This window comes from Pseudomonas triclosanedens, from assembly GCF_026686735.1.
GTDB classification, from domain to species: Bacteria; Pseudomonadota; Gammaproteobacteria; order Pseudomonadales; family Pseudomonadaceae; genus Pseudomonas; species Pseudomonas triclosanedens.
The window spans coordinates 4,869,790-4,888,274 of the sequence record NZ_CP113432.1 but is presented as its reverse complement, the minus strand read 5'-3'; the positions used below and the strand labels follow the sequence as shown (position 1 = coordinate 4,888,274).

Sequence of the window (18,485 nt, the reverse complement as noted above, 5' to 3'; positions counted from 1 at the left end):
CGGTGCCGCTCCCGTAGGCTTGGATCAGTCCGCCTTCACCGGACGCTTGACCCACACCGGGTTCAGCTTGGCGCCCTCGCCGGTGATGTAGAGGCAGACCACTTCGCCGCGCTCCAGGGTGACTGGCTTGAGATCGCTGACTTTCTTCGCGCCGTCGAACAGCGCCAGGTTCACTTTCACCGGGTTGATCTCGCGGTCGCCGTGGGTCTGCGGGGCGACATTGCTGACCACTTCGGTCTTGCCGTCGGCGGTCTTGAGGGTCAGTGCCTTGCCGCTGAGGTTCTGCACGCGGACCAGGGCCTTCTGCTTGTTGCGGAACGGCGGCTCGGGCACCAGGCGCGGCTGGCCGCCGGGTTGGCTGACGAGGGTGTAGTAGGCATCCGGGTCGAGCTTCACCGGCAGGCTCTGGCTGCCGACCTTGGCGGTGTAGTTGCCCGGCGGAAGGAACTTGAAGTCGCTGGACCCCAGCGGCGAGACGTCGTTCAGAGTGGCATTGCCAACCGCGACCGACAGCTCGGAGCTGCCTGCGTTGTAGGCCCGCACGAAGGCCGAGCCCTTGGGTGCCTGCGGCCCGTAGAGCGCGCCTTCACCGCCGGCGAAGGCGCCGAGGGATGCACTGCCCAGGGCGAGGGCGAGGGCGGACGACGTCAGGGTGCGAATGGTCAGTCGGTTCATGGTGTGGTACCTCCGTCTTTTCTCTCGTATGGGCACGGCAGGTGCCCAGTTCCGGCGCGCGATGCGCCGTGGATGTTGCGATCAATGACCGGCCTGGTTGGCGGCCAGGCGTTCGTCTCGGTTGCCCTCCGCGCGCAGTTGCGCCAGCCAGTCCTGGTTGAACTGGCTGAGGTCGCTGTGCATCGGCAGGTAGCGTTCGGGGAATTCCCAGACCAGAAGCCGCGCGGGCTTTCGCTTGAAGCCTTCGTCCTGGAGGAGTTCGAGCATCGGTTCCAGCGGACCTTTGCCTTCCTTGGCGTAGTTGATGACATCCGCCGATAGCGCCTGCTTCAGCGCGCCGGCGAAGTTCCAGTTCGGGTTGGCGCTGTAACTGGTGCCGACCAGCGCCACCTGCGGCTGGGCGCTGTCGCCGAAGAGGTCGCCGTCGGCCGCAGGGGCCGCTTCCTCGGCGGGATGGGTCTGGCGTTGCTGCAACTGGTCCTGGGGCGGCAGCAGGCTGGTGAACAGCGGGTCCAGCGGCAGGAAGGTCAGCAGGTCTCCCTTGTGCTGCCCGGTCTTGCCGGCTTCGGTCACGAATGCCTGGACGGGCAGGTCGGCGCCCTGGCCGTTGCGGATGCTCTCGCCCAGGCGCTGGGCCACGGCTTCGGCGCCCAGTGGGGTCCAGTGAGTGTCGGTGCGCAGGAATACCTGGCCGTTGTCCTTGGCGCGTTCCAGGGTTTCCAGCAGTTCCGGTGCTGCCATGCCGGCCTGGCGGGCGCGCTGGAGGAAGTCGGCATAGAGCGTCGCGTGCAGGGTCGCCGGCTGTTCCTTGCCGAGGTATTCGGGGTAGAGGCGGGTCTTGGCCGGGATGATCGCCAGCACCAGCTTAACGCCACGGCGCTCCAGCTCCTGCTGCACGCCGCGCACCAGCGCCCAGTTGTCTTCGAGCTGGCTGGCGCTGGGTTCGGGCTTGAACTCTTCGTCGGTGAACAGCCAGCCGTCCTTGCCGATCACCACGCCGGGCCGGCCTTCGTCGAAGACGGTGTAGTCCAGCGCGGCCCAGAGGTTGGTGCCCAGGCGCTTGATGGGGAATTGGTCGTCGTAGTGGCCTTCGAAGGCGTGGGCCAGCTTGCCGTTGAGCACGGTGGTGCCCTCGGCGGCGGAGAAGCTCGGGAAGGACTTCAGCGACCACCCGGAAAGGCCCAGCAGCAGGCCGCCGAATGCGGCGATGTAGGCGTACTGGAGAGGTTTGGCGATTCTCTTGGTATCTACTGGCATGGTCGGGCCTCGCTCAGAACTGGAAGTAGAGGAACGGCGAGTAGCTCTGCGCCGAGAGCTTGAGCACCGAGGCAGCGAATAGCAGGAGCAGGGCCAGGCGGGTCGCCAGCACCGGCAGGCGGGTCATCCAGTGCGGCTGGTAGACGGCGGCGCCGCCGGGCGAATAGGCGATGGCCGCCGGATCGTCCTGGGCCGCCGCCGGTGGGCGCGGCTGGGCGCTGGCCGGGCCATCGGCCTCGACCTGTTCGGCCTTCGCCGCCGCCTTGGGCGCCTTGTCCTGCATCGGCTGGTTGTAGAACTGGCGGATGCCGAAGTACGCCAGCACGAGGTAGGCGATGATCAGGGTGCCGACTTGCAGGCCGGTGAGGTTGGCGCGGCCCTGTTCGGAAAGGCTCCAGTCACCGAAGCTGAACATGGCGTCGTACATGCGCCAGGCGACGTGCAGGTTCTCTGCGCGGAAGATCACCCAGCCGACGATCACCAGCAGGAAGGTGAATGCCCACTTCAGCGGGTTGAGCACGCGCGGAGCCGCGTTCACGCCCAGCGCGCGCTCGATGGCCAGCCACACGCCATGCCAGGCGCCCCAGATGATGTAGGTGACGTTCGCGCCGTGCCACAGGCCGCCCAGCAGCATGGTGAGGATCAGGTTGCGGTAGGTCTGGAAGGTGGTGCCGCGGTTGCCGCCCAGGCTGATGTACAGGTAGTCGCGCAGCCAGGTGGACAGGCTGATGTGCCAGCGCCGCCAGAACTCGGTGATGGACTGGCTGATGTAGGGCTGGTTGAAATTCTCCATGAAGCGGAAGCCCATCATCAGGCCCAGGCCGATGGCCATGTCGCTGTAGCCGGAGAAGTCGAAGTAGAGCTGTGCGGTATAGGCCAGGGCACCGAGCCAGGCGTCACCGGTGCTGGGGTTCTGCAGGGCGAAGCAGTGGTCGGCCACCGCCGCCAGGGTGTCGGCGATGAATACCTTCTTGACGAAGCCCTGCATGAAGCGCGTACAGCCTTCGGCGAACTTGTCCACGGTGTGGGTACGGTGGTTGAACTGGTCCACCAGGTCGCGGAAGCGCAGCACGGGGCCGGCGATCAGGTGCGGGAAGATCGCCACGAACGCCGCGAAGTCGATCAGGTTGTGCGTGGCCGGGGTGTCGCCGCGGTACACGTCGATGATGTAGCTGATCGACTCGAAGGTGTAGAAGCTGATGCCGATCGGCAGCAGGATGTGGGTCAGCACGAAGGGCTGCATGCCCAGCGAGGTGATGATCTCGTTGAGGCTCTCCACGCCGAAGTTGGCGTACTTGAAGTAGCCCAGCACGCAGAGGTCGACCATCACGCCGAGGATCAGCCAGCGCTGCGCGGCCTTGGTGCGCACGCCGGCGGCGCCGATGCGCAGGCCGATCCAGTAGTTGAACACGGTGACGCCGGCGAACAGCAGGAGGAAGTCCACCCGCCACCAGGCGTAGAAGATGTAGCTGGCGACCAGCAACAGGAGGTTCCGGTAGCGGTTCCCGCTCAGGTAGTACAGGCCGAGGAATATCGGCAGGAACAGGAACAGGAACACGTTGGAGGAAAAGACCATTCCGCGTCTCTCTCTGGAGCTTCAAATCAAGGACCGCTCCAGCCCTTCCGGCGTCTTCTCGACGCCCTGAGGAAAGGCCGGGGCAACCCGCCAATTCCTCCCCTGGTATTGCTCAATCTGCTGCGCCCGCCCGCGTCTTTGTTGCGTGGGTCGGGTGGTGTTTCTCGCCGAGGCTTCGGCGTTGGGGGCCACTGCGGACTCCCTGTTCTGGTAGGGCGAATAACGCGAAGCGTTATCCGCCGTGCTGTGGTGCCAGCTCCTTCGGCGGATAACCGCAAGCGGTTATGCGCCCTACGTGAAGCTCCTACGGGGACGGGCGCTGCTTCAGCTCCCCGTCCCCTGACGGGTGAAAACCTTGGTCACTTCACCCCCCAGGCGGAAGCTGTTGAACGGCTCCATCTTCTTCTTCCAGTCCTGGGTCTTCGGCGCGCAGCTATAGAGCGCGCAGTACGGCTCCAGCCAGGCGAACTTGCTGTTCTCCTTCAGGTCGCCCATGTCCTGGTCGTTGCCGGTCTTCTCGTCGAAGGCTTCCTGGTCGTCCACGCCTTCCATCACGCGGTTGGCCAGGCGCTGCAGGGCGCCGTTGTTTTCCTGGCGCAGGTCGACGCCGTTCACCTGGGCGAAGGCGGCGATCATGGTCAGCGGCGGCAGCGAGTAGTTGTGGTACGACAGGGCGCGCTGGCGGCGCTTGAGTTCGTTGGGCAGGTAGCCATCGGCGTCCACCTGGTTGGCGGCGACCTTGAACTCCTGCACGGACCAGTCGAACAGGTCGCGGCGGTTGGTCACCACGGCGGTGGACATCACTGACCAGGCGGCCCAGTAAGAGTGGTTGTTGATCTTCTTCAGCGGCAGGTCGCTCCAGTCGCGCACCACCTGGCTGCCGAGAGTGCTGAACCAGTTCTCGATCTCCCGCGACTGCTCGCCGTAGCTGGCCAGCGGGCGGCTGCTGGAGAACTTCAGGCGCATGTAAGACGACGACAGGCTGCCCAGCGCCCATTTGCGCATGGACTTGCCGGTGTGGTTGTAGTCGGTGCTTTCCAGCGCGCCGGCTTCAGCCCAGGACGTCAGCCAGTTCATCGCGCAGTCCAGGTCGCCCTTGTTGCCGCTGCGCATGTACTGGGTGATCAGCTTGCTGGTGCCGCGCTCCATGTCGGTGATGTCCTTGATCTGGCTGCGGAACTCCTTTTCCGCATCCGCATTCAAGGTCGCGCGCGCCGAGTCCGAGCCCTTGTACTTGCTGGTAAACACCAGGCTGCCGGTATAGGGCGTGGGGGTGGCCGGGCAGCTATCGGAATCCTTCTTGCTGCCCTTGTCGCCCACGGCGCCGAAGTAGCCCGGCGGTGGTACGAGGTCGGCAGCGTGCGTCGTCTGTCCGCCGAATAGGGCGCCGAGCACAGCGACACCCAGGCCGATGCGGGCGATGGTGGGAGTCTTGATCTTGCGTAGGATGGGCATGGCTTTCGTCCTCCGCTATCAGTTGGCGGCCACGGAGGCCGACTTGGCGCCGGGCGTCGGGCAGAGCTTGGCCTCGACCTCCAGGCCCGCCGGCATGTCGTCCGGTGCCTCGATTTCCAGAGAGAGGAACTGCTGGTTCGACCAGTCCTCGTCGTTGCGCAATTCGAAGACGTAGCGTCCGCCGGTATCGACGGCCTTGGACTGCTCGATCTTCAGTTGCTCGCGGCGCCCGTTCATGTACCAGATGGTGTTCTTCAGCTCGTGGATGCCGGGGTCGGAGTAGGTGACATCGGCGGTGTAGCCGCCCGAGCGGATCGGCAACGCGCCGCTGTTGATCAGCACTTCGTTGCTGCCAGGGTGCAGCTTGACCTTGCGTACCAGCGCCGGCTTGCCGTTGGCGCAGCCGTTGTCCACCAGTGGCATGGCCTGGCGGTAGAAGCTCTTCTGCGCCATGTCATAGTGGGTGGCGAATTCCCAGATGAGGATCTTTGGCGGCTTGTCGTGGAATTCCTTGCTGCTCATGTAGGCCAGCAGCGAGCTGTCGAAGCCGCCGCCGGAGACCGCGTTGTTGAGGATGTCGACCTTGCCGAACTCTTCGAGGAAGCCGGCGAAGTTGTATGCCGGGCCGCTGTTGGAGGTGCCGACCAGTGCTACCTGCGCATCGCCGCCTTCACCGAACAGGTCGCCGCCGCCGGAGTCGCCCACCGGCTCGGTCTCGAAGCGGTCGACGTACTGCGGTGCGTAGCTGCTGCCGCACAGCTGCGCGGCGGCCTTGTGGAAGGTGCCCAGCTTGGACAGCAGGCCCACGCGCTTGCTCTCGAATTCCTTCTTGGGAATGTCGTTGTAGGCGGGGATTTCCTTCAGCGTCTGGGCGACGATCTTCGCGCTGCGCATGGCGCCGTACGGGGTCCAGTGGTGGTCGCCCTTGAAGTAGTAGGGATGTTCTTCCTTCTCGTCGAACAGCGGGGAGAAGTCCGGGGTGTAGATGCCCGCCTTGCGGAACTGGGCGATGGTCGCCTGGTAGTTCTTCTTCGCCAGTTCGAAATTGAAGCTGGCCTTTTCCTGCGGGTTGAGCTTCTCGCGGTTTACCAGGCCACGGGTGGGCTGGTAGACGACGACGAGGTCGATGCCCTTGCGCTTGAGTTCGTCGCGCAACTGCTTGAGCTCGCGCCAGCCTTCGGGCGTGGTGCCGAAGTCGGTGCGCAGGTCGTAGGTGGTACGGAACAGCCAGTCTTCCTGGGCCGGCACCAGGTGGGTGAAGAAGCCCAGGTACTTGGTGTTGTAGGCCGCCTCGTTGGCGGCGGTCGGGCACAGCCCGGCGGCCGGCTGAGCGGTATAGCTCGGCGCATCGGCGGCCCAGCCCTGGTGGGCGAGCAGCAGGCCGGCGGTGAGACCCGACAGGCGAAGCAGGTGGTTGGTCAGTCGTTTCATGATCGCGCGTCCTCAGTTCTGCAGTTCGGCCTGGCTTTCCACCGGGTCGATCAACACGGCCTTCTGCTGGCGCACCAGCAGGTCGAAGATCTGGTCCTGCTTCTCGCCCAGTACGCCGTTGAAGGAGATGCCGGAGGATTTGGTCGGGCCGAGCATGGCCACCTTGTAGAGTTCCAGCGACAGCGGCGAATCCACCGACAGCGGGCCCGATCCGTTACCGGCCAGCTTGCCGCCGACCACGATCAGAGAAACCTTGGTGTCGAAGGGATCGAGGTCGATGTTGCGGTCGGTATTGGAGAGGTCCTTGATGTGGCCGTACACGCCGATGAGCTGGTTGCCCGCGGCCAGGTTCTCGTACAGGCGGATGTTCACGCTGTTGCGCACGCGGATGCCGTGGCGCCGGTTGGCCAGCACCTGGTTGCCGTAGATGAGGTTGTCGCCCGATTCGTAGAGGGTGATGCCGTCGGACTTGTTGCGGTACACCTCGTTGTAGGCCACCAGATTGCGCTCGGAATTACGGTCGAGGACGATCCCGGAGAGATGGTTGTCGTAGCTCTTGTTGTGGAAGATCCAACTGTCGTTCACCTCGCGCGAGGCGATGATGCCGTGCTTCTTCTTCGTCCCGTGGACGATGTTCTCGGCGATGATCAGGCGGTGTGAGCGGTCGTGCGGGTCGATGCCGTAGACGATGTTGTCCTTGTAGGTATTGCCGCGTACCACGAGGTCGTCGGCCTCGTAGCAGTAGAAACCGTACCAGGCGTCGATGAAGGTCGAGCCGATCACCCAGCCCTTGGGACGCGGGCGCTTCATGGTCTTGTCCATGCCCGGGCTGTACTGCGAGATGGAGATGCCGTAGGCCTTCGAGGCGTTGTAGCCGAAGCTTGTGAACGTGCTGTTGACCAGGTAAGCCTCGGCTCCGCCCCAGGAGACCAGGAAGGGGCGGAACTCGTTGGGCGTCCTGAACCAGGCCGGCTCGTTCTTCGCTTCGTTCCAGGCGGTGACCTTGGTATCGCGCACGAACAGCTTGCCGTCGTTGACCAGGAACGAGCCGCGATCCTGGGACAGGCGCAGCTCCTTGACCTTGCCGTCGATTTCCAGCGTCGCGCCCTGGCTCACCACGATGGGCAGGCGGGCGATGAAGATGCCGGGCTCGACCTGTTCCAGTGCGGTTTTCGGCAGCTTGCCCAGCAGTTCGCCGAGGCTGACGTAGCCACCTTCGATGAAGATCGCCTGGGGCATCTGGCGCTGGCGCTTCACCCACTCGGCAAGGCGGTTCTTGCCACCGGTGAACTCCTTCAGCGGCTGCTGCTGCACCATGCGCTGGACCACGGCCTTGCCGTGCTTGCGGCGGTCGATCTTCTTCGCCACGGCCTCGGCGGTGTAGCCGGAGAGATCGGGCAGCTTCGGCGCATCCAGGTGCAGCGGTTCGCTGGGCGCCGCGGTCACGGTGTAGTTGCCGGACTGCTTGAGTGTCTGGGTGTGGCCGGGTTCGCTGGCCGGGCTCTGCGGTGCCGGGTTTTCCTGGCCGGAGCTGGCGTCGGCCTTGGTTGCAGGCGGCAAGGCCCAGGCTGGCGCGCCGGCACTGAGCAGCCCGCCGAGCAGCAGTGCGGTGAGTGGCAGAGCGTGTAACGAATGACGGTTCATGGCCGTTGTCTCCTTGCGGGCGCCGGAGTGGCTCGCGGGGCATGCGGGTTCAAGGGCGCGACGCAGGAGCAGGGCGATGCCGGGCGTACCCGTCATGTCTGCCTTGTCGCCATGCCCGCGAACGCCGGGCGCCTGCTGCAAGCTGCCCATCGCCAGAGTCCTCAGAAGCGCCAGATCACGTCGATGAAGGCGTGGTGCATGGTCGAGTCGACGTGGCTGCCATAGGCATCGCCGGGCTTGAACACGCCGCCGCGCAAGCGGATCAGCGCCGACGGTTCGTCGATCGCCTGGCTCATCGAAGCCGGCAGCAGGCCCTGTTTGAAGTACTTGGTGACGACCAGGTCGACTTCCTGGCCGATGTCCTTGGAGTCGTTGACCAGCGGTGCGTTGATGCCGCTGTTGCCGATGTCCGAGTCGCTGTCCACGCGGCGGAACTTGTTGTAGATGACGCTGGCGTCGTAGTCGTCGCGCAATTGCCAGGAGCCGAACAGGGTAGCCGCCTCGAGGTTCGACAGCTCGCCACGGAACGCCTCGCCGAAGCGGTGTGCGCGGGCGCGGGTGCCGGTGAAGTTGGAGCGGTTGCTTTCCAGGCCGGTCTGTTCGAACTGGTCTTCGCCATTCTTGCCGCCGCCGCTGCCGCGGGCATAGGCGCCGCCGACGCGCCATTGCTCGTCGATGTTCCAGCGCAGGCCCAGGTCGGCACCGTAGGCGTCCACGTCGCCACTCTGCTTGCCGGTGGCGATGCGCTCGCCGTTCACCGGGACGGTGGTCAGGCGGTCGCGGTTGCCGGTCAGCCAGGTGGCGCTGGCCCAGTAGTTGATGGGCATCTGCGAGCGCCAGTTGTAGCCGTCGCCGTTGGCCTCGATACCGACCCAGGTGAGGTCGCCGGTGGAGCGCTTGTCCAGCGAGTCCACGGTGTCGCCCGGGTCCGGCAGGCTGCCGCTGTCGTCGGAGTGGTGCAGGCGCAGGCCGACCCAGTGCTGCGGCATCCATTGCGTGGAGATATCGCCGAAGACGTGGGTGCGGTCCTTGTCCTCCGGCGCGAGGTCGGTGATGTCGGTGCGGTAGTCGGAGAAGCGCTGGGCGGCGCCGAGGTGGGCGCGCAGCAGGGTGGTGTCGAAGGTCCAGTTCAGCGCCTCGATATTGGTGTCCTGCCACATCCCGCTGTCTTCACGCAGGCGCTGGCGGCCGAAGCGCAGATGCTCGCCGGGGTACTGGGTGAGGCCGGCGTAGTCCACCCAGAATTCGCGCAGGGCGAGGTAGGCGTCGTCGGGCTCGCGCTTGTTGTCGCCGCGGCCGCTGCCGGTGTTGTTGACGTCGTCGCTCTGCAGGGTGTCGGTCTGGATGGTGTCGGTGGCGGCGACCGCCTGGCCCATCACATACGCGCTCCAGTCGCCCCACTGGCCGAAGGCCCAGGGGCGCAGGTCCAGGCCGATGCCGTTGAGGTCGCCGCCACGGGCGGTGCCCAGGTCGCGGTCATCCTCGGATTCGGCGGTCACCTTGATGTCGATGCCGAAGTTCTTGGGCGGTTCTTCGGCGGCGTGGGCGAGGCTGCCGAACAGGGTGCCGGCCAGGCTCAGGCCAACGCCGAACATGGCGGGGAACAGGCGGGCGCGGCGGACAGCGGAGGCCAGGGCACGCGGCTGAACTCCATCGACGAGAGCGAACAGCGGGGTGGTCATCGGGTCGGTGCGCTTCATAGGTTTTCCTGTTCCTGGTTGTTCTGCAGAAGGCTGACGGTGGCCTGCCAGTTGGCGCCGCGAGTCTGTTCCTCGCGCTTGAGCAACTGCTGGGCCGCACTGCGGTCGGCCGGTTGGATCTGCGGTTCGATCTGTGCCATCAGGTCGCTGGCGGTGGGGACCTGCTGGCGCTGGGCGAGCTGGCCGAAGACGTAGGCGTTGACCAGGTTCGGGCGGATGCCGCGACCCTGCGACCACAGTTGCGCCAGTGCCATGTCGGCGCTGGCCTGGCCGGCGCGCGCGGCAATCAGCAGGTGGTCCACGGCCTTCTGCGGGTAGACCTGGCCGAGGAAGCCGCGGCGGTAGATCTGCCCGAGGTAGTAGTGCGCCTGGGGCTCGGTGGCGGCGGCCTTGAGCAGGTGCTTCTCGGCCTTCTGCGGTTCCTGCGGGGCCCACTTGCCGTCGTAGTAGAGGCGGCCCAGCAGCAGTTCCGCGCGTGGTTGTGCGGCGTCCTGGGCTTTTTTCAGGTAGTCGAGCATCTGGTCGAGGTCGCCCAGGTCCGGGTTGTCGTACTGCAGCTTGGCCAGGCTCACCCAGGCGGCCGGATAGCTCGGTGCGATCTCCGTCAGCAGCGCCTGCGCGGCTTGCGGGTCGGCGGTGCCGATGTTCGGGTCGGCCAGCACGCCGGCCACCGAGTCGACGCGCTCGGAGGGTACGCGGCCCGCCTTCCAGCCGGCCTTGAGCGCTTCGATATGAGCCTTCTGCTTATCGGTGTTGCCCTGCTTCTGGTACACGGTGGCCAGTTCCATCCAGCACACGTCCATGCGGCTGAGCCAGCGCTGGCAGACCTGCTCGACTTCGGTGAGGTGCTGGTCGTAGGTACCCTGGGTGCGGTACAGGATGATCTGCGCCAGATCCGCCTGCGGCAGGCCCTGGGCGCGCCACTGGTCGATGCGTTGCTGCGGGTTCACGTTCGGCCACGCCTGCGGGTATTGCAGGTAGAGGACGATCAGCGGCACCAGCGCGCTGTCTTCGCCTTCCTCGAAGGCGCGGGTCAGCAACTGCTCGGCTTCGCGGTGCTCGGCGTCGGTGCCGCCGGGCTTGGCGGCCAGCCACTTGCCGAGGCGGGCGCGGGCGCGCGGGGAGGTCTCGGCGGCTTCGCGGTAGAGCTTCTCGGCGCGGGCCTGCTCGGCGGGGTCGCCGGTGGCGGCCTGCATGTCGGCCAGTCCGACCTGTGCGTCGGCGTAACCCATGGTGGCCAGGGCCTGGAAGTTGGCCTGGGCCGTGGCGACGTCGCCACGCTCCAGGGCTTCCTGGGCCAGGCGCTGGTCGGGCAGGCCGGCGCAGCCGGAGGCTGCGGCGATGGCCAGCGCCAGTGCCAGATGTGGGGCAAGTCGGGTGGCTGGTCGGTTCATGACGGGCCTCCTGTCAGCGGGCGGTGGCCAGGGCCATCGCCTTGTTCAGCAGGGTACGGCCCGGCAGGCCGCCAATGCTGACTTCTGTGGGACGCCCGGCGAGCTGGCTGTCCAGCGGTTGGTCGGGCTGGATCTGCACGCGGATTTCCGAGGCCAGGTCGCCGTCCACCGGAGCGGTGCGGATGATGCGTCCGCCGCGGACTTCGCTGTCGCCGGCGACCTGGAAGTTCACCAGGGTGCCCGGCGAGAGTTCGGCGGCGTTGCGGTACGCGAAGCGCGCTTCGACGGTGGCGGTGCTGTCACGCGGGGTCAGGGTGAAGATCACATCGCCCTTGTTGGCGAACTGGCCGTTGGCAACGCGCTGCTCGACCACGCGGCAGTCGCACGGGCTGGTCAGGGTGCCCTTCATCTGGTGGCCGAAGAGCTTCTCGATGTTGCCCGGGTTGAGCTGCTCCTCGGTCAGGTTGCCCTTGAGCAGATCCAGCAGGTTGGCGGAGAAGGTGGCGATAGGCGCGCCCTTGGCGACTTCCGCGCCAGCCTCCACCAGGCTTTCCACGGTGCCTTCGCGAGGCATGGTGATCTGCTGGTTGGCGACGTTGACCACGCCGGAGTCCGCGTGGGTGACGAAGTACAGGTTGTACAACTGGTTGAGGATCACCGCGAAGGCGCCGACGCCGACCACGAAGATGGCGGTGCTCAGGGTCACCGCGCGGACGCGGCCGAAGAAGCCCATGCCGCCGTTGCCGATGCCGTGCTTGCGGGCCTTGGTGAAGTTCTCGCGCTGCAGGGTGTTGAGCATGTCGCCCACGCTGATCACTTCACCGGCCAGGAACGAGGTGATCAGATAGCGCAGGGCGGCGACCTCGCGCGGCTTCAGGTGCTGGAATTCGCAGCCGACGCGGCGGCTCTCGGGGTCGAAGGAGCGCACCTGGAAGTCCACTTCCAGCGAAAAGCTGATGCTGTCGATCTGGAACAGCAGCTTGCCCTTGTGCAGGTCGCCGACCTGGATCGGCGCGTCGCTGGCGGTATAGGCGAAGCCGCCGGCGGAGATGTCCAGCAGGCGCGCATCGACGCCTTCGCGGTTGTTGCCGATGTAGCGGATGCGCGCGGGCAGCTTGACCCGTGCATGCTGGCGCTGGGCTTCGGATTCGTGCACGACATTGACATTGACGGCGGTATTCATGAGGTCGAGTCCTGTTCGTAGCTAATAGGAGGTCGGTCAGACGATGGTCAGCAGCACGGCAACGAATACGCTGGCTGCGGAGAAGGTCATGGCGCGCGATGACCAGGTGTTGAACCAGCGCTGGAAGCTGGCCAGTCCGCGGTCGAGCTTGGTGTTCTGGCGGGTCCACGACTGCTGGTCGAGGCGGAAGAACACGTAGATCTTCACCAGGGCACCGACGATCTGGTTGTAATAGAGGATCAGCGGATAGGCCGGCCCGATGTGGTGACCCGAAAGCGACAGCAGGATGGTCAGCACGAAGCGGGTTATGCCGATCCACAGCAGGTAGATGAGCAGGAAAGCGATGCTGTACTTGATGCTGGCGATGATCGCGGCGACCAGGCCGAGCAGGCAGGTCCACATCGACAGGCGCTGGTCGAACAGCACCACGCTGGTGAACCAGCCCAGGCGTTGCGGGCCGAGTGCCAGGGCGCGGGAGTTTTGCCGCAGGTTGTTGCCGTACCAGCGGAACATCAGCTTGCGGCTGGCCTTGATGAAGCTCTTCTCCGGCGGGTGCTCGACCGTGTTGATCGCCGCATCGGGCACGTAGAAGGTGTCGTAGCCCAGCCGCATCAGGCTGTACCAGCTCGACTTGTCGTCGCCGGTGAGGAACTGGAAACGGCCCAGGCGCCAGTGATCCAGGTGGTCGCTCTCGACGTCGCTGATGAAGTCCGGGTCGGTGACCACGGCGGCGCGGAACACCGACATGCGCCCGGTCATGGTCAGCACGCGCCTGGACAGGGCCATCGAGCACATGTTGATGTGGCGCTGGGCGAAGCGCAGCTTGTGCCACTCGCTCATCACGTAGCTGCCCTGCACTTCGCAGAATTCGTTGGTGGTCAGGCCGCCGACGTTGGGGAAGAGCTTGAACCACGGCACGGTCTTCCTCACCACGCCCGGCTCCAGCACGGTGTCGCCGTCGATCACCGCGACCACTGCATGTTCGTCCGGCAGATGGCGGGAGATGGCGCGGAAACCGTGGGCCAGGCCATCGCGCTTGCCGGTGCCGGGGATGCGCACGAAGTCGAGCTTCACGCGCTCCGGCGGGTTGAGCTTCTGCCACTGCTGCTTGATCAGCACCTCGTCGGACATCTCGACGATGGAGCACACCACGGTGGTGGGGAAGCCACAGGCGATGGCTTCCTCGATGACCGAGCGATAGACCATCGAGGTAGTCAGCGCGTCGATGCGAAAACTGGTGACCATCAGGTACACGTGGGACGGATCGGCCGCTTCGCCGAGCTTGCGGACCTTGCGGCGGTAGTGCGGATAGACCACGTAGAGGAACAGCATGCCGCGCAGGAAATGCAGGCCGCCCATCGAATAACGCCAGATGCCGACCGCGCCGATCAGCAGCAGGAAGTCCTTGGAGTCGGCGTCGAACACGGTTCGCGGCACCAGCAGCGCCAGCGCCATCAGCAGGCTGAGGAAGAGCAGCCAGCCCGTGGCTTCACCGATTACTCGTTTGTAGGTTTCCATCGTCGTCTATCCGTCTGGTGGGGCTTGGTTACCGACCCGCCGGGGCGGGCCGGTAACCGGCGCTTTGGGGTTCTGAAGGCATGGAGTCGATTGAGCGGGCTAGAGTCCGGTCAGGCGGAGAGGAGCGAGGAAGCGGAATTCATGCTGGCGAATGAGCATTTCCGAGTTCCTTTCCAACGTCTCCGGGCCAACGCGCAGCCAATCGAAACCCGGCTACCAGCAGATGCCTTCGGCGCGATCGTCGGTAACGCTCGGCATGAAGCCGATCAGGTCCACGACCTTCTTGCCTTCGGGCGCCTTCTTCACCACGTCGACGAACAGCTCATCGCCGTTGCCCAGCACCAGCACGTCAGAGGACTTCACGACGGCGTCCAGGTCCGAAACCAGCAGCGAGGAAACGTGGGGAATCTTCGACTCGATGTATTCCTTGTTCGCCCCGTGGACGCGGGCGTACTCGACGTTGCGGTCGAAGATCTGCAGCTCGTAGCCCTTGCCGATCAGCATCTCGGCCAGTTCCACCAGCGGGCTTTCGCGCAGGTCGTCGGTGCCGGACTTGAACGACAGGCCGAGCAGGCCGACCTTGCGGCTGCCGTGGGCGGTAATGATGTCGAAGGCTTTCTGCACCTGGTGCGCGTTGCTGCGCATGATCGAACCGAGCATCGGGTGTTCGATGTCCAGTTGGCTGGCGCGGTAGGTGAGGGCGCGTACGTCCTTGGGCAGGCAGGAGCCGCCGAAGGCGAAGCCGGGCTTCATGTAGTAGCGCGACAGGTTCAGCTTGCGGTCCTGGCAGATCACATCCATCACCTCGCGGCCATCGACGCCGACGGCCTTGGCGATGTTGCCGATCTCGTTGGCGAAGGTGACCTTGGCGGCGTGCCAGACGTTGCAGGTGTACTTGATCATCTCGGCGACTTCGATCGACTTGCGGATGATCGGCGCGTCCAGTTCGCGGTAGATCTCTTCCAGCAGGTCGCCGGTCTGGGCGTCCAGCTCACCGATGACGGTCATGGGCGGGAAGTCGTAGTCCTTGATCGCGGTGGATTCGCGCAGGAACTCTGGGTTGGTGCCCACGCCGAAGTCGGCGCCGGCCTTCTTGCCCGAGCAGTCCTCGATGATCGGAATCACCACGTTGTTCACCGTGCCCGGCAGCACGGTGCTGCGCACCACCACGGTGTGGCGTTCCTTCTTCTCGCGGATGGCGTAGCCGATCTCGCGGCAGACCGACTCGATGTAGCCCAGGTCCAGGTCGCCGTTCTTCTTGCTCGGGGTGCCGACGCAGATGAACGACACATCGGTATCGAGCACGGCCTTCTTGAAGTCGGTGGTGCCCGACAGGCGACCGGAACGGATGCCCTGCTCCAGCAACGGCTCCAGACCGGGTTCGACGATGGGCGATTTCCCTTTGTTGATCAGATCGATCTTGGTGGTGGAAACGTCCACCCCGACGACTTCGTGACCTCGTGCGGACAGGCAGCCGGCACATACTGCGCCAACGTACCCAAGACCAAAGATGCTGATTCGCATCGCATTCACCTCGTTCAATTGTCGAGCTGTTTAAGTTGCCCCTTGGGGCGGTTTAATTCAGGTTGCCCAGTAGGGCTTTTATTCAGGTTGAAAGAGTCCGCGGAAGGCACTTTCAAGTGTCCTCCGTACTTCCTCCGGTCAGGCAGGGAATATGCTGCTAGGCTTTGAAGCACTATCTTCGGGCAAACTTCAAAGGCTTGCCCTGTTATGTTTCAGGCGGATTTCAATTTTGGTGCGTCACCCGCGCTGGCGTGCTCCAATCTGGGTAGATGATTGCCTTCTCATCCAAAAAGTTCATTTTTTTCAGTGGCTTGTGAGTTCTCAATATCAATAGGTAATTACCCTTAGAACAAACAGGCTCATTCCACCGATGCGTTTGCACGTTTATCGATGGTCGTTGCGCAAATAGGATTTTTTCAAATTGCCGTTAGTTCCTTCCGCTCATCCTGCGCCTGAAATGTTTTGAAATATCCAAATGACATCATTTGATACTGCGGTAATGGCAAATTACGAAATAATCTTCCGTCGCCGCCGCAGTGCAATCTGCAATGTCGCCGAAAGTTCAATTTAAATTTTCGTTAAAAACGACCGTGTAGCGTCGTTGTGACATTCGTTCAGCTCCCGTTCAGCTTTCTTCATTGCAAGTTGCAATCGTGAAATGCACGTCATGGCAATGGGCTGTTAATGGCCAATGGATTACAGGCGCGTTCTAAAATCGGGAAGGCTGGTACGAAAGGAGCAGCGATTGGCGGAAGTAAAAAAATCTCACGAATTTCCATGAAGCGGACGAGCGGTCATAAAGCCCCTTTTTCGCGTGAGGTCTTGGCAGGGCTTTTTGCTCAATAAACATACAGCCGAACGCCCGCCGACGGGGCGGATTGATGGGCGATGGCTTACAGGCGACTTGGTATCAGGCGGAAGCGGGAGCCAGGGCTGGCTCCCGCAATGGTGCGGGGATCAGTCTTGCGGATGGTCGCGCAGGAACACCAACTGGTCTGCCGTGGACTGCTCGGCGCTGTAGGCGTAGCCCGCGTAGCCGAAGTCCTTCAGGCCCTCGGGGTTGGTCAGGCGCTCCTTGATCACGTAGCGCGCCATCATCCCGCGGGCCTTCTTGGCGTAGAAGCTGATGATCTTGTACTGGCCGTTCTTCAGGTCCTTGAACTCGGTATCGATCACCCGTGCATTCAGCGCCTTGCGCTTCACCGCGCCGAAGTACTCGTTGGAAGCCAGGTTCAGCAGCACGTCGTCGCCCTGTTGCGCCAGGGCATCGTTCAGCCAGCCGCTGATACGCTCGCCCCAGAAGGCGTAGAGGTCCTTGCCACGGGCATTGCCCAGCCGGGTGCCCATTTCCAGGCGGTACGGCTGCATCAGGTCCAGCGGCCGAAGCACGCCATAGAGGCCGGAGAGCATGCGCAAGTGGCGCTGGGCAAAATCGAAGTCGCCCTCGCTGAAGTCCTCGGCCTGCATCCCGGTGTACACGTCGCCCTTGAACGCCAGCAGCGCCTGCTTGGCGTTGGCCGGAGTGAAATCCGGATGCCAACTGCCGAAGCGCGCGGCGTTCAGCCCGGCCAGCTTGTCCGACAGGCTCATCAGCTCGGCGATCTGTGCCGGAGTCAGCTCGCGCAGGATGCCGATCAGCTCCTGGGCATCGTCCAGGTGCTCGGGCAGGGTGAAGCGCTCCGTCACCGGTGCGGTGTCGTAGTCCAGGGTCTTGGCGGGGGAAATCACCATCAGCATCGTGCGGTCTCCTTGAAGCGAACAGCGATTGTAAGGAGTCGCGGTCGATGGCTCCAGCTATCGGAACGATAGGGGCGGGGCCTTCGGGTTTCTCTGGTGTTCACCACGAGCCGTAGGGGATGCCGTGTTTCTGGATATAGGCTTTGGACTCGGGCTCAAGATCGGGCCATGCATATTTGCCGTCTGTCCTGCCTTGTGAGGGACCGAGTTTTTCAATCTGCCCCTGGAAGCGGCCAATCTCCTTGAGCCCCAGGCACGGCCCACCCAGCCAGACCTTTGCAATTCCTCCGGGGGCCATGCCGATGGTGACGGAGTTGCGATAGTCGTCAACCCATTGCTCGCCCCAACGGCAGTAGGCTCTCTGGGGCCTGACCATCTCATCGCGAACCCACTGCGGAATATCGATGCGCACGTTGTAGGTCTGGGGTTCCACCAGGGATTGCCAGCGCACGAAGATGATCCCTGGGAGATCGACGCCGGGAATAGGTTTGACCTTTCCCCATCCGACAACGTGCCAGCCCTCAGTTCTATCGGAGTAACTAACAACGCCGCCATGTACACGTTTGAAGCCCAGATTACGCATATCGATAACATCTACGCTTTCTACCCACACCTCCATGTACTCAGGTGCCGCAAGTCCGATAAGCCAGTTGTCGTACGGCAGCTTCGTGCGGCTCTGAGCGGTAGAGCAGCCAGCCAGCGTCAGGGCCAGCAGGCAGATCAGCAGATGTTTCATTTCCGGCATCCTCACCACGAGCCGTAGGGGATGCCGTGTTTCTGGATATAGGCTTTGGACCCGGGCTCAAGATCGGGCCATGCGTATTTGCCGTCCGTCCTGCCTTGTGATGGACCGAGTTTTTCAATCTGCCCCTGGAAGCGGCCAATCTCCTTGATTGGTGAGCAGGTGCCGCCCACCCAGGCTTTGGCGATCCCACCAGGTGCCATAGCGATGGTGATGATCTTCATGAAATCCACTTCCTGCTTTTTGGTGGCAATACAGTAGGCCTGATTGGGTTTGATCATTTCATCGCGAACCCACTGCGGAATATCGATGCGCACGTTGTAGGTCTGGGGTTCCACCAGGGATTGCCAGCGCACGAAGATGATTTCTGGGAGGTCGATGCCGGACATGGGTTTTCTTGAACCGCCCCCCCAGCGGATGTTCCAGCCGCTGGGTTGGCTGGTGTACCCGACGACGCCTCCATGTACGTGCTCGAAGGCCAGTAGCCTCAGGTCGACGACATCGACGCTCTCTACCCAGACTTCCATGTATCTCGGGGCAGCCAGAGCTATTTCCCAACTGTCATAGGGCAGCTTCGTACGGCTCTGAGCGGTAGAGCAGCCAGCCAGTGTCAGGGCCAGCAGGCAGATCAGCAGATGTTTCATTTCTG

14 protein-coding genes are annotated in these 18,485 nt (G+C 63.9%); all 14 read right to left on the bottom strand.

Translation table 11 applies throughout. The features are described 5' to 3' along the window. Nucleotides 1-24: 24 nt before the first annotated feature. Nucleotides 25-675 (bottom strand): alginate O-acetyltransferase AlgF, encoded by a 651-nt coding sequence (locus OU419_RS22595; RefSeq protein WP_254470525.1) that lies wholly within the window; start codon nucleotides 673-675, stop codon nucleotides 25-27. An 81-nt stretch (nucleotides 676-756) separates the two neighbouring features. Beyond that, nucleotides 757-1,932: an alginate O-acetyltransferase gene (locus tag OU419_RS22590; protein WP_254470526.1), complete on the bottom strand. Its 1,176-nt coding sequence runs from the start codon at nucleotides 1,930-1,932 to the stop codon at nucleotides 757-759. Between the two features lie 13 nt (nucleotides 1,933-1,945). Further along, the gene (locus tag OU419_RS22585) at nucleotides 1,946-3,508 is read right to left on the bottom strand and encodes an MBOAT family O-acyltransferase (protein ID WP_254470527.1); all 1,563 of its coding nucleotides are present in this window, start codon (nucleotides 3,506-3,508) and stop codon (nucleotides 1,946-1,948) included. A gap of 324 nt (nucleotides 3,509-3,832) precedes the next feature. Continuing rightward, complete coding sequence (locus OU419_RS22580) at nucleotides 3,833-4,945, bottom strand: mannuronate-specific alginate lyase (RefSeq protein WP_254470878.1); 1,113 nt, start codon at nucleotides 4,943-4,945, stop codon at nucleotides 3,833-3,835. A gap of 36 nt (nucleotides 4,946-4,981) precedes the next feature. After that, nucleotides 4,982-6,394 carry an alginate O-acetyltransferase gene (locus tag OU419_RS22575; protein ID WP_254470528.1) on the bottom strand — a complete coding sequence of 471 codons (1,413 nt, stop codon included), beginning with the start codon at nucleotides 6,392-6,394 and terminating at the stop codon, nucleotides 4,982-4,984. A gap of 12 nt (nucleotides 6,395-6,406) precedes the next feature. Further along, entirely contained in the window at nucleotides 6,407-8,038 is a 1,632-nt protein-coding gene (algG, locus tag OU419_RS22570; RefSeq protein ID WP_254470879.1) for a mannuronan 5-epimerase AlgG, read from the bottom strand. Nucleotides 8,039-8,199: 161 nt separating this feature from the next. Next, nucleotides 8,200-9,633 (bottom strand): alginate export family protein, encoded by a 1,434-nt coding sequence (locus OU419_RS22565; protein ID WP_254470880.1) that lies wholly within the window; start codon nucleotides 9,631-9,633, stop codon nucleotides 8,200-8,202. Between the two features lie 101 nt (nucleotides 9,634-9,734). Next, the gene (gene algK / locus OU419_RS22560; RefSeq protein ID WP_254470529.1) at nucleotides 9,735-11,132 is read right to left on the bottom strand and encodes an alginate biosynthesis TPR repeat lipoprotein AlgK; all 1,398 of its coding nucleotides are present in this window, start codon (nucleotides 11,130-11,132) and stop codon (nucleotides 9,735-9,737) included. A 13-nt stretch (nucleotides 11,133-11,145) separates the two neighbouring features. Then, nucleotides 11,146-12,315: a PilZ domain-containing protein gene (locus OU419_RS22555; protein ID WP_254470530.1), complete on the bottom strand. Its 1,170-nt coding sequence runs from the start codon at nucleotides 12,313-12,315 to the stop codon at nucleotides 11,146-11,148. Nucleotides 12,316-12,351: 36 nt separating this feature from the next. Next, nucleotides 12,352-13,833 carry a mannuronan synthase gene (gene alg8 / locus OU419_RS22550; RefSeq protein ID WP_254470531.1) on the bottom strand — a complete coding sequence of 494 codons (1,482 nt, stop codon included), beginning with the start codon at nucleotides 13,831-13,833 and terminating at the stop codon, nucleotides 12,352-12,354. A gap of 213 nt (nucleotides 13,834-14,046) precedes the next feature. Next, complete coding sequence (gene algD, locus OU419_RS22545; RefSeq protein WP_254470532.1) at nucleotides 14,047-15,357, bottom strand: GDP-mannose 6-dehydrogenase; 1,311 nt, start codon at nucleotides 15,355-15,357, stop codon at nucleotides 14,047-14,049. A gap of 957 nt (nucleotides 15,358-16,314) precedes the next feature. After that, entirely contained in the window at nucleotides 16,315-17,094 is a 780-nt protein-coding gene (gene yaaA / locus OU419_RS22540) for a peroxide stress protein YaaA (RefSeq protein WP_254470533.1), read from the bottom strand. A gap of 100 nt (nucleotides 17,095-17,194) precedes the next feature. Then, on the bottom strand, nucleotides 17,195-17,830 hold the full coding sequence (locus OU419_RS22535) for a DUF2931 family protein (protein WP_254470534.1): 636 nt from the start codon (nucleotides 17,828-17,830) through the stop codon (nucleotides 17,195-17,197). A gap of 11 nt (nucleotides 17,831-17,841) precedes the next feature. Further along, on the bottom strand, nucleotides 17,842-18,480 hold the full coding sequence (locus OU419_RS22530) for a DUF2931 family protein (protein ID WP_254470535.1): 639 nt from the start codon (nucleotides 18,478-18,480) through the stop codon (nucleotides 17,842-17,844). Nucleotides 18,481-18,485 lie beyond the last annotated feature (5 nt).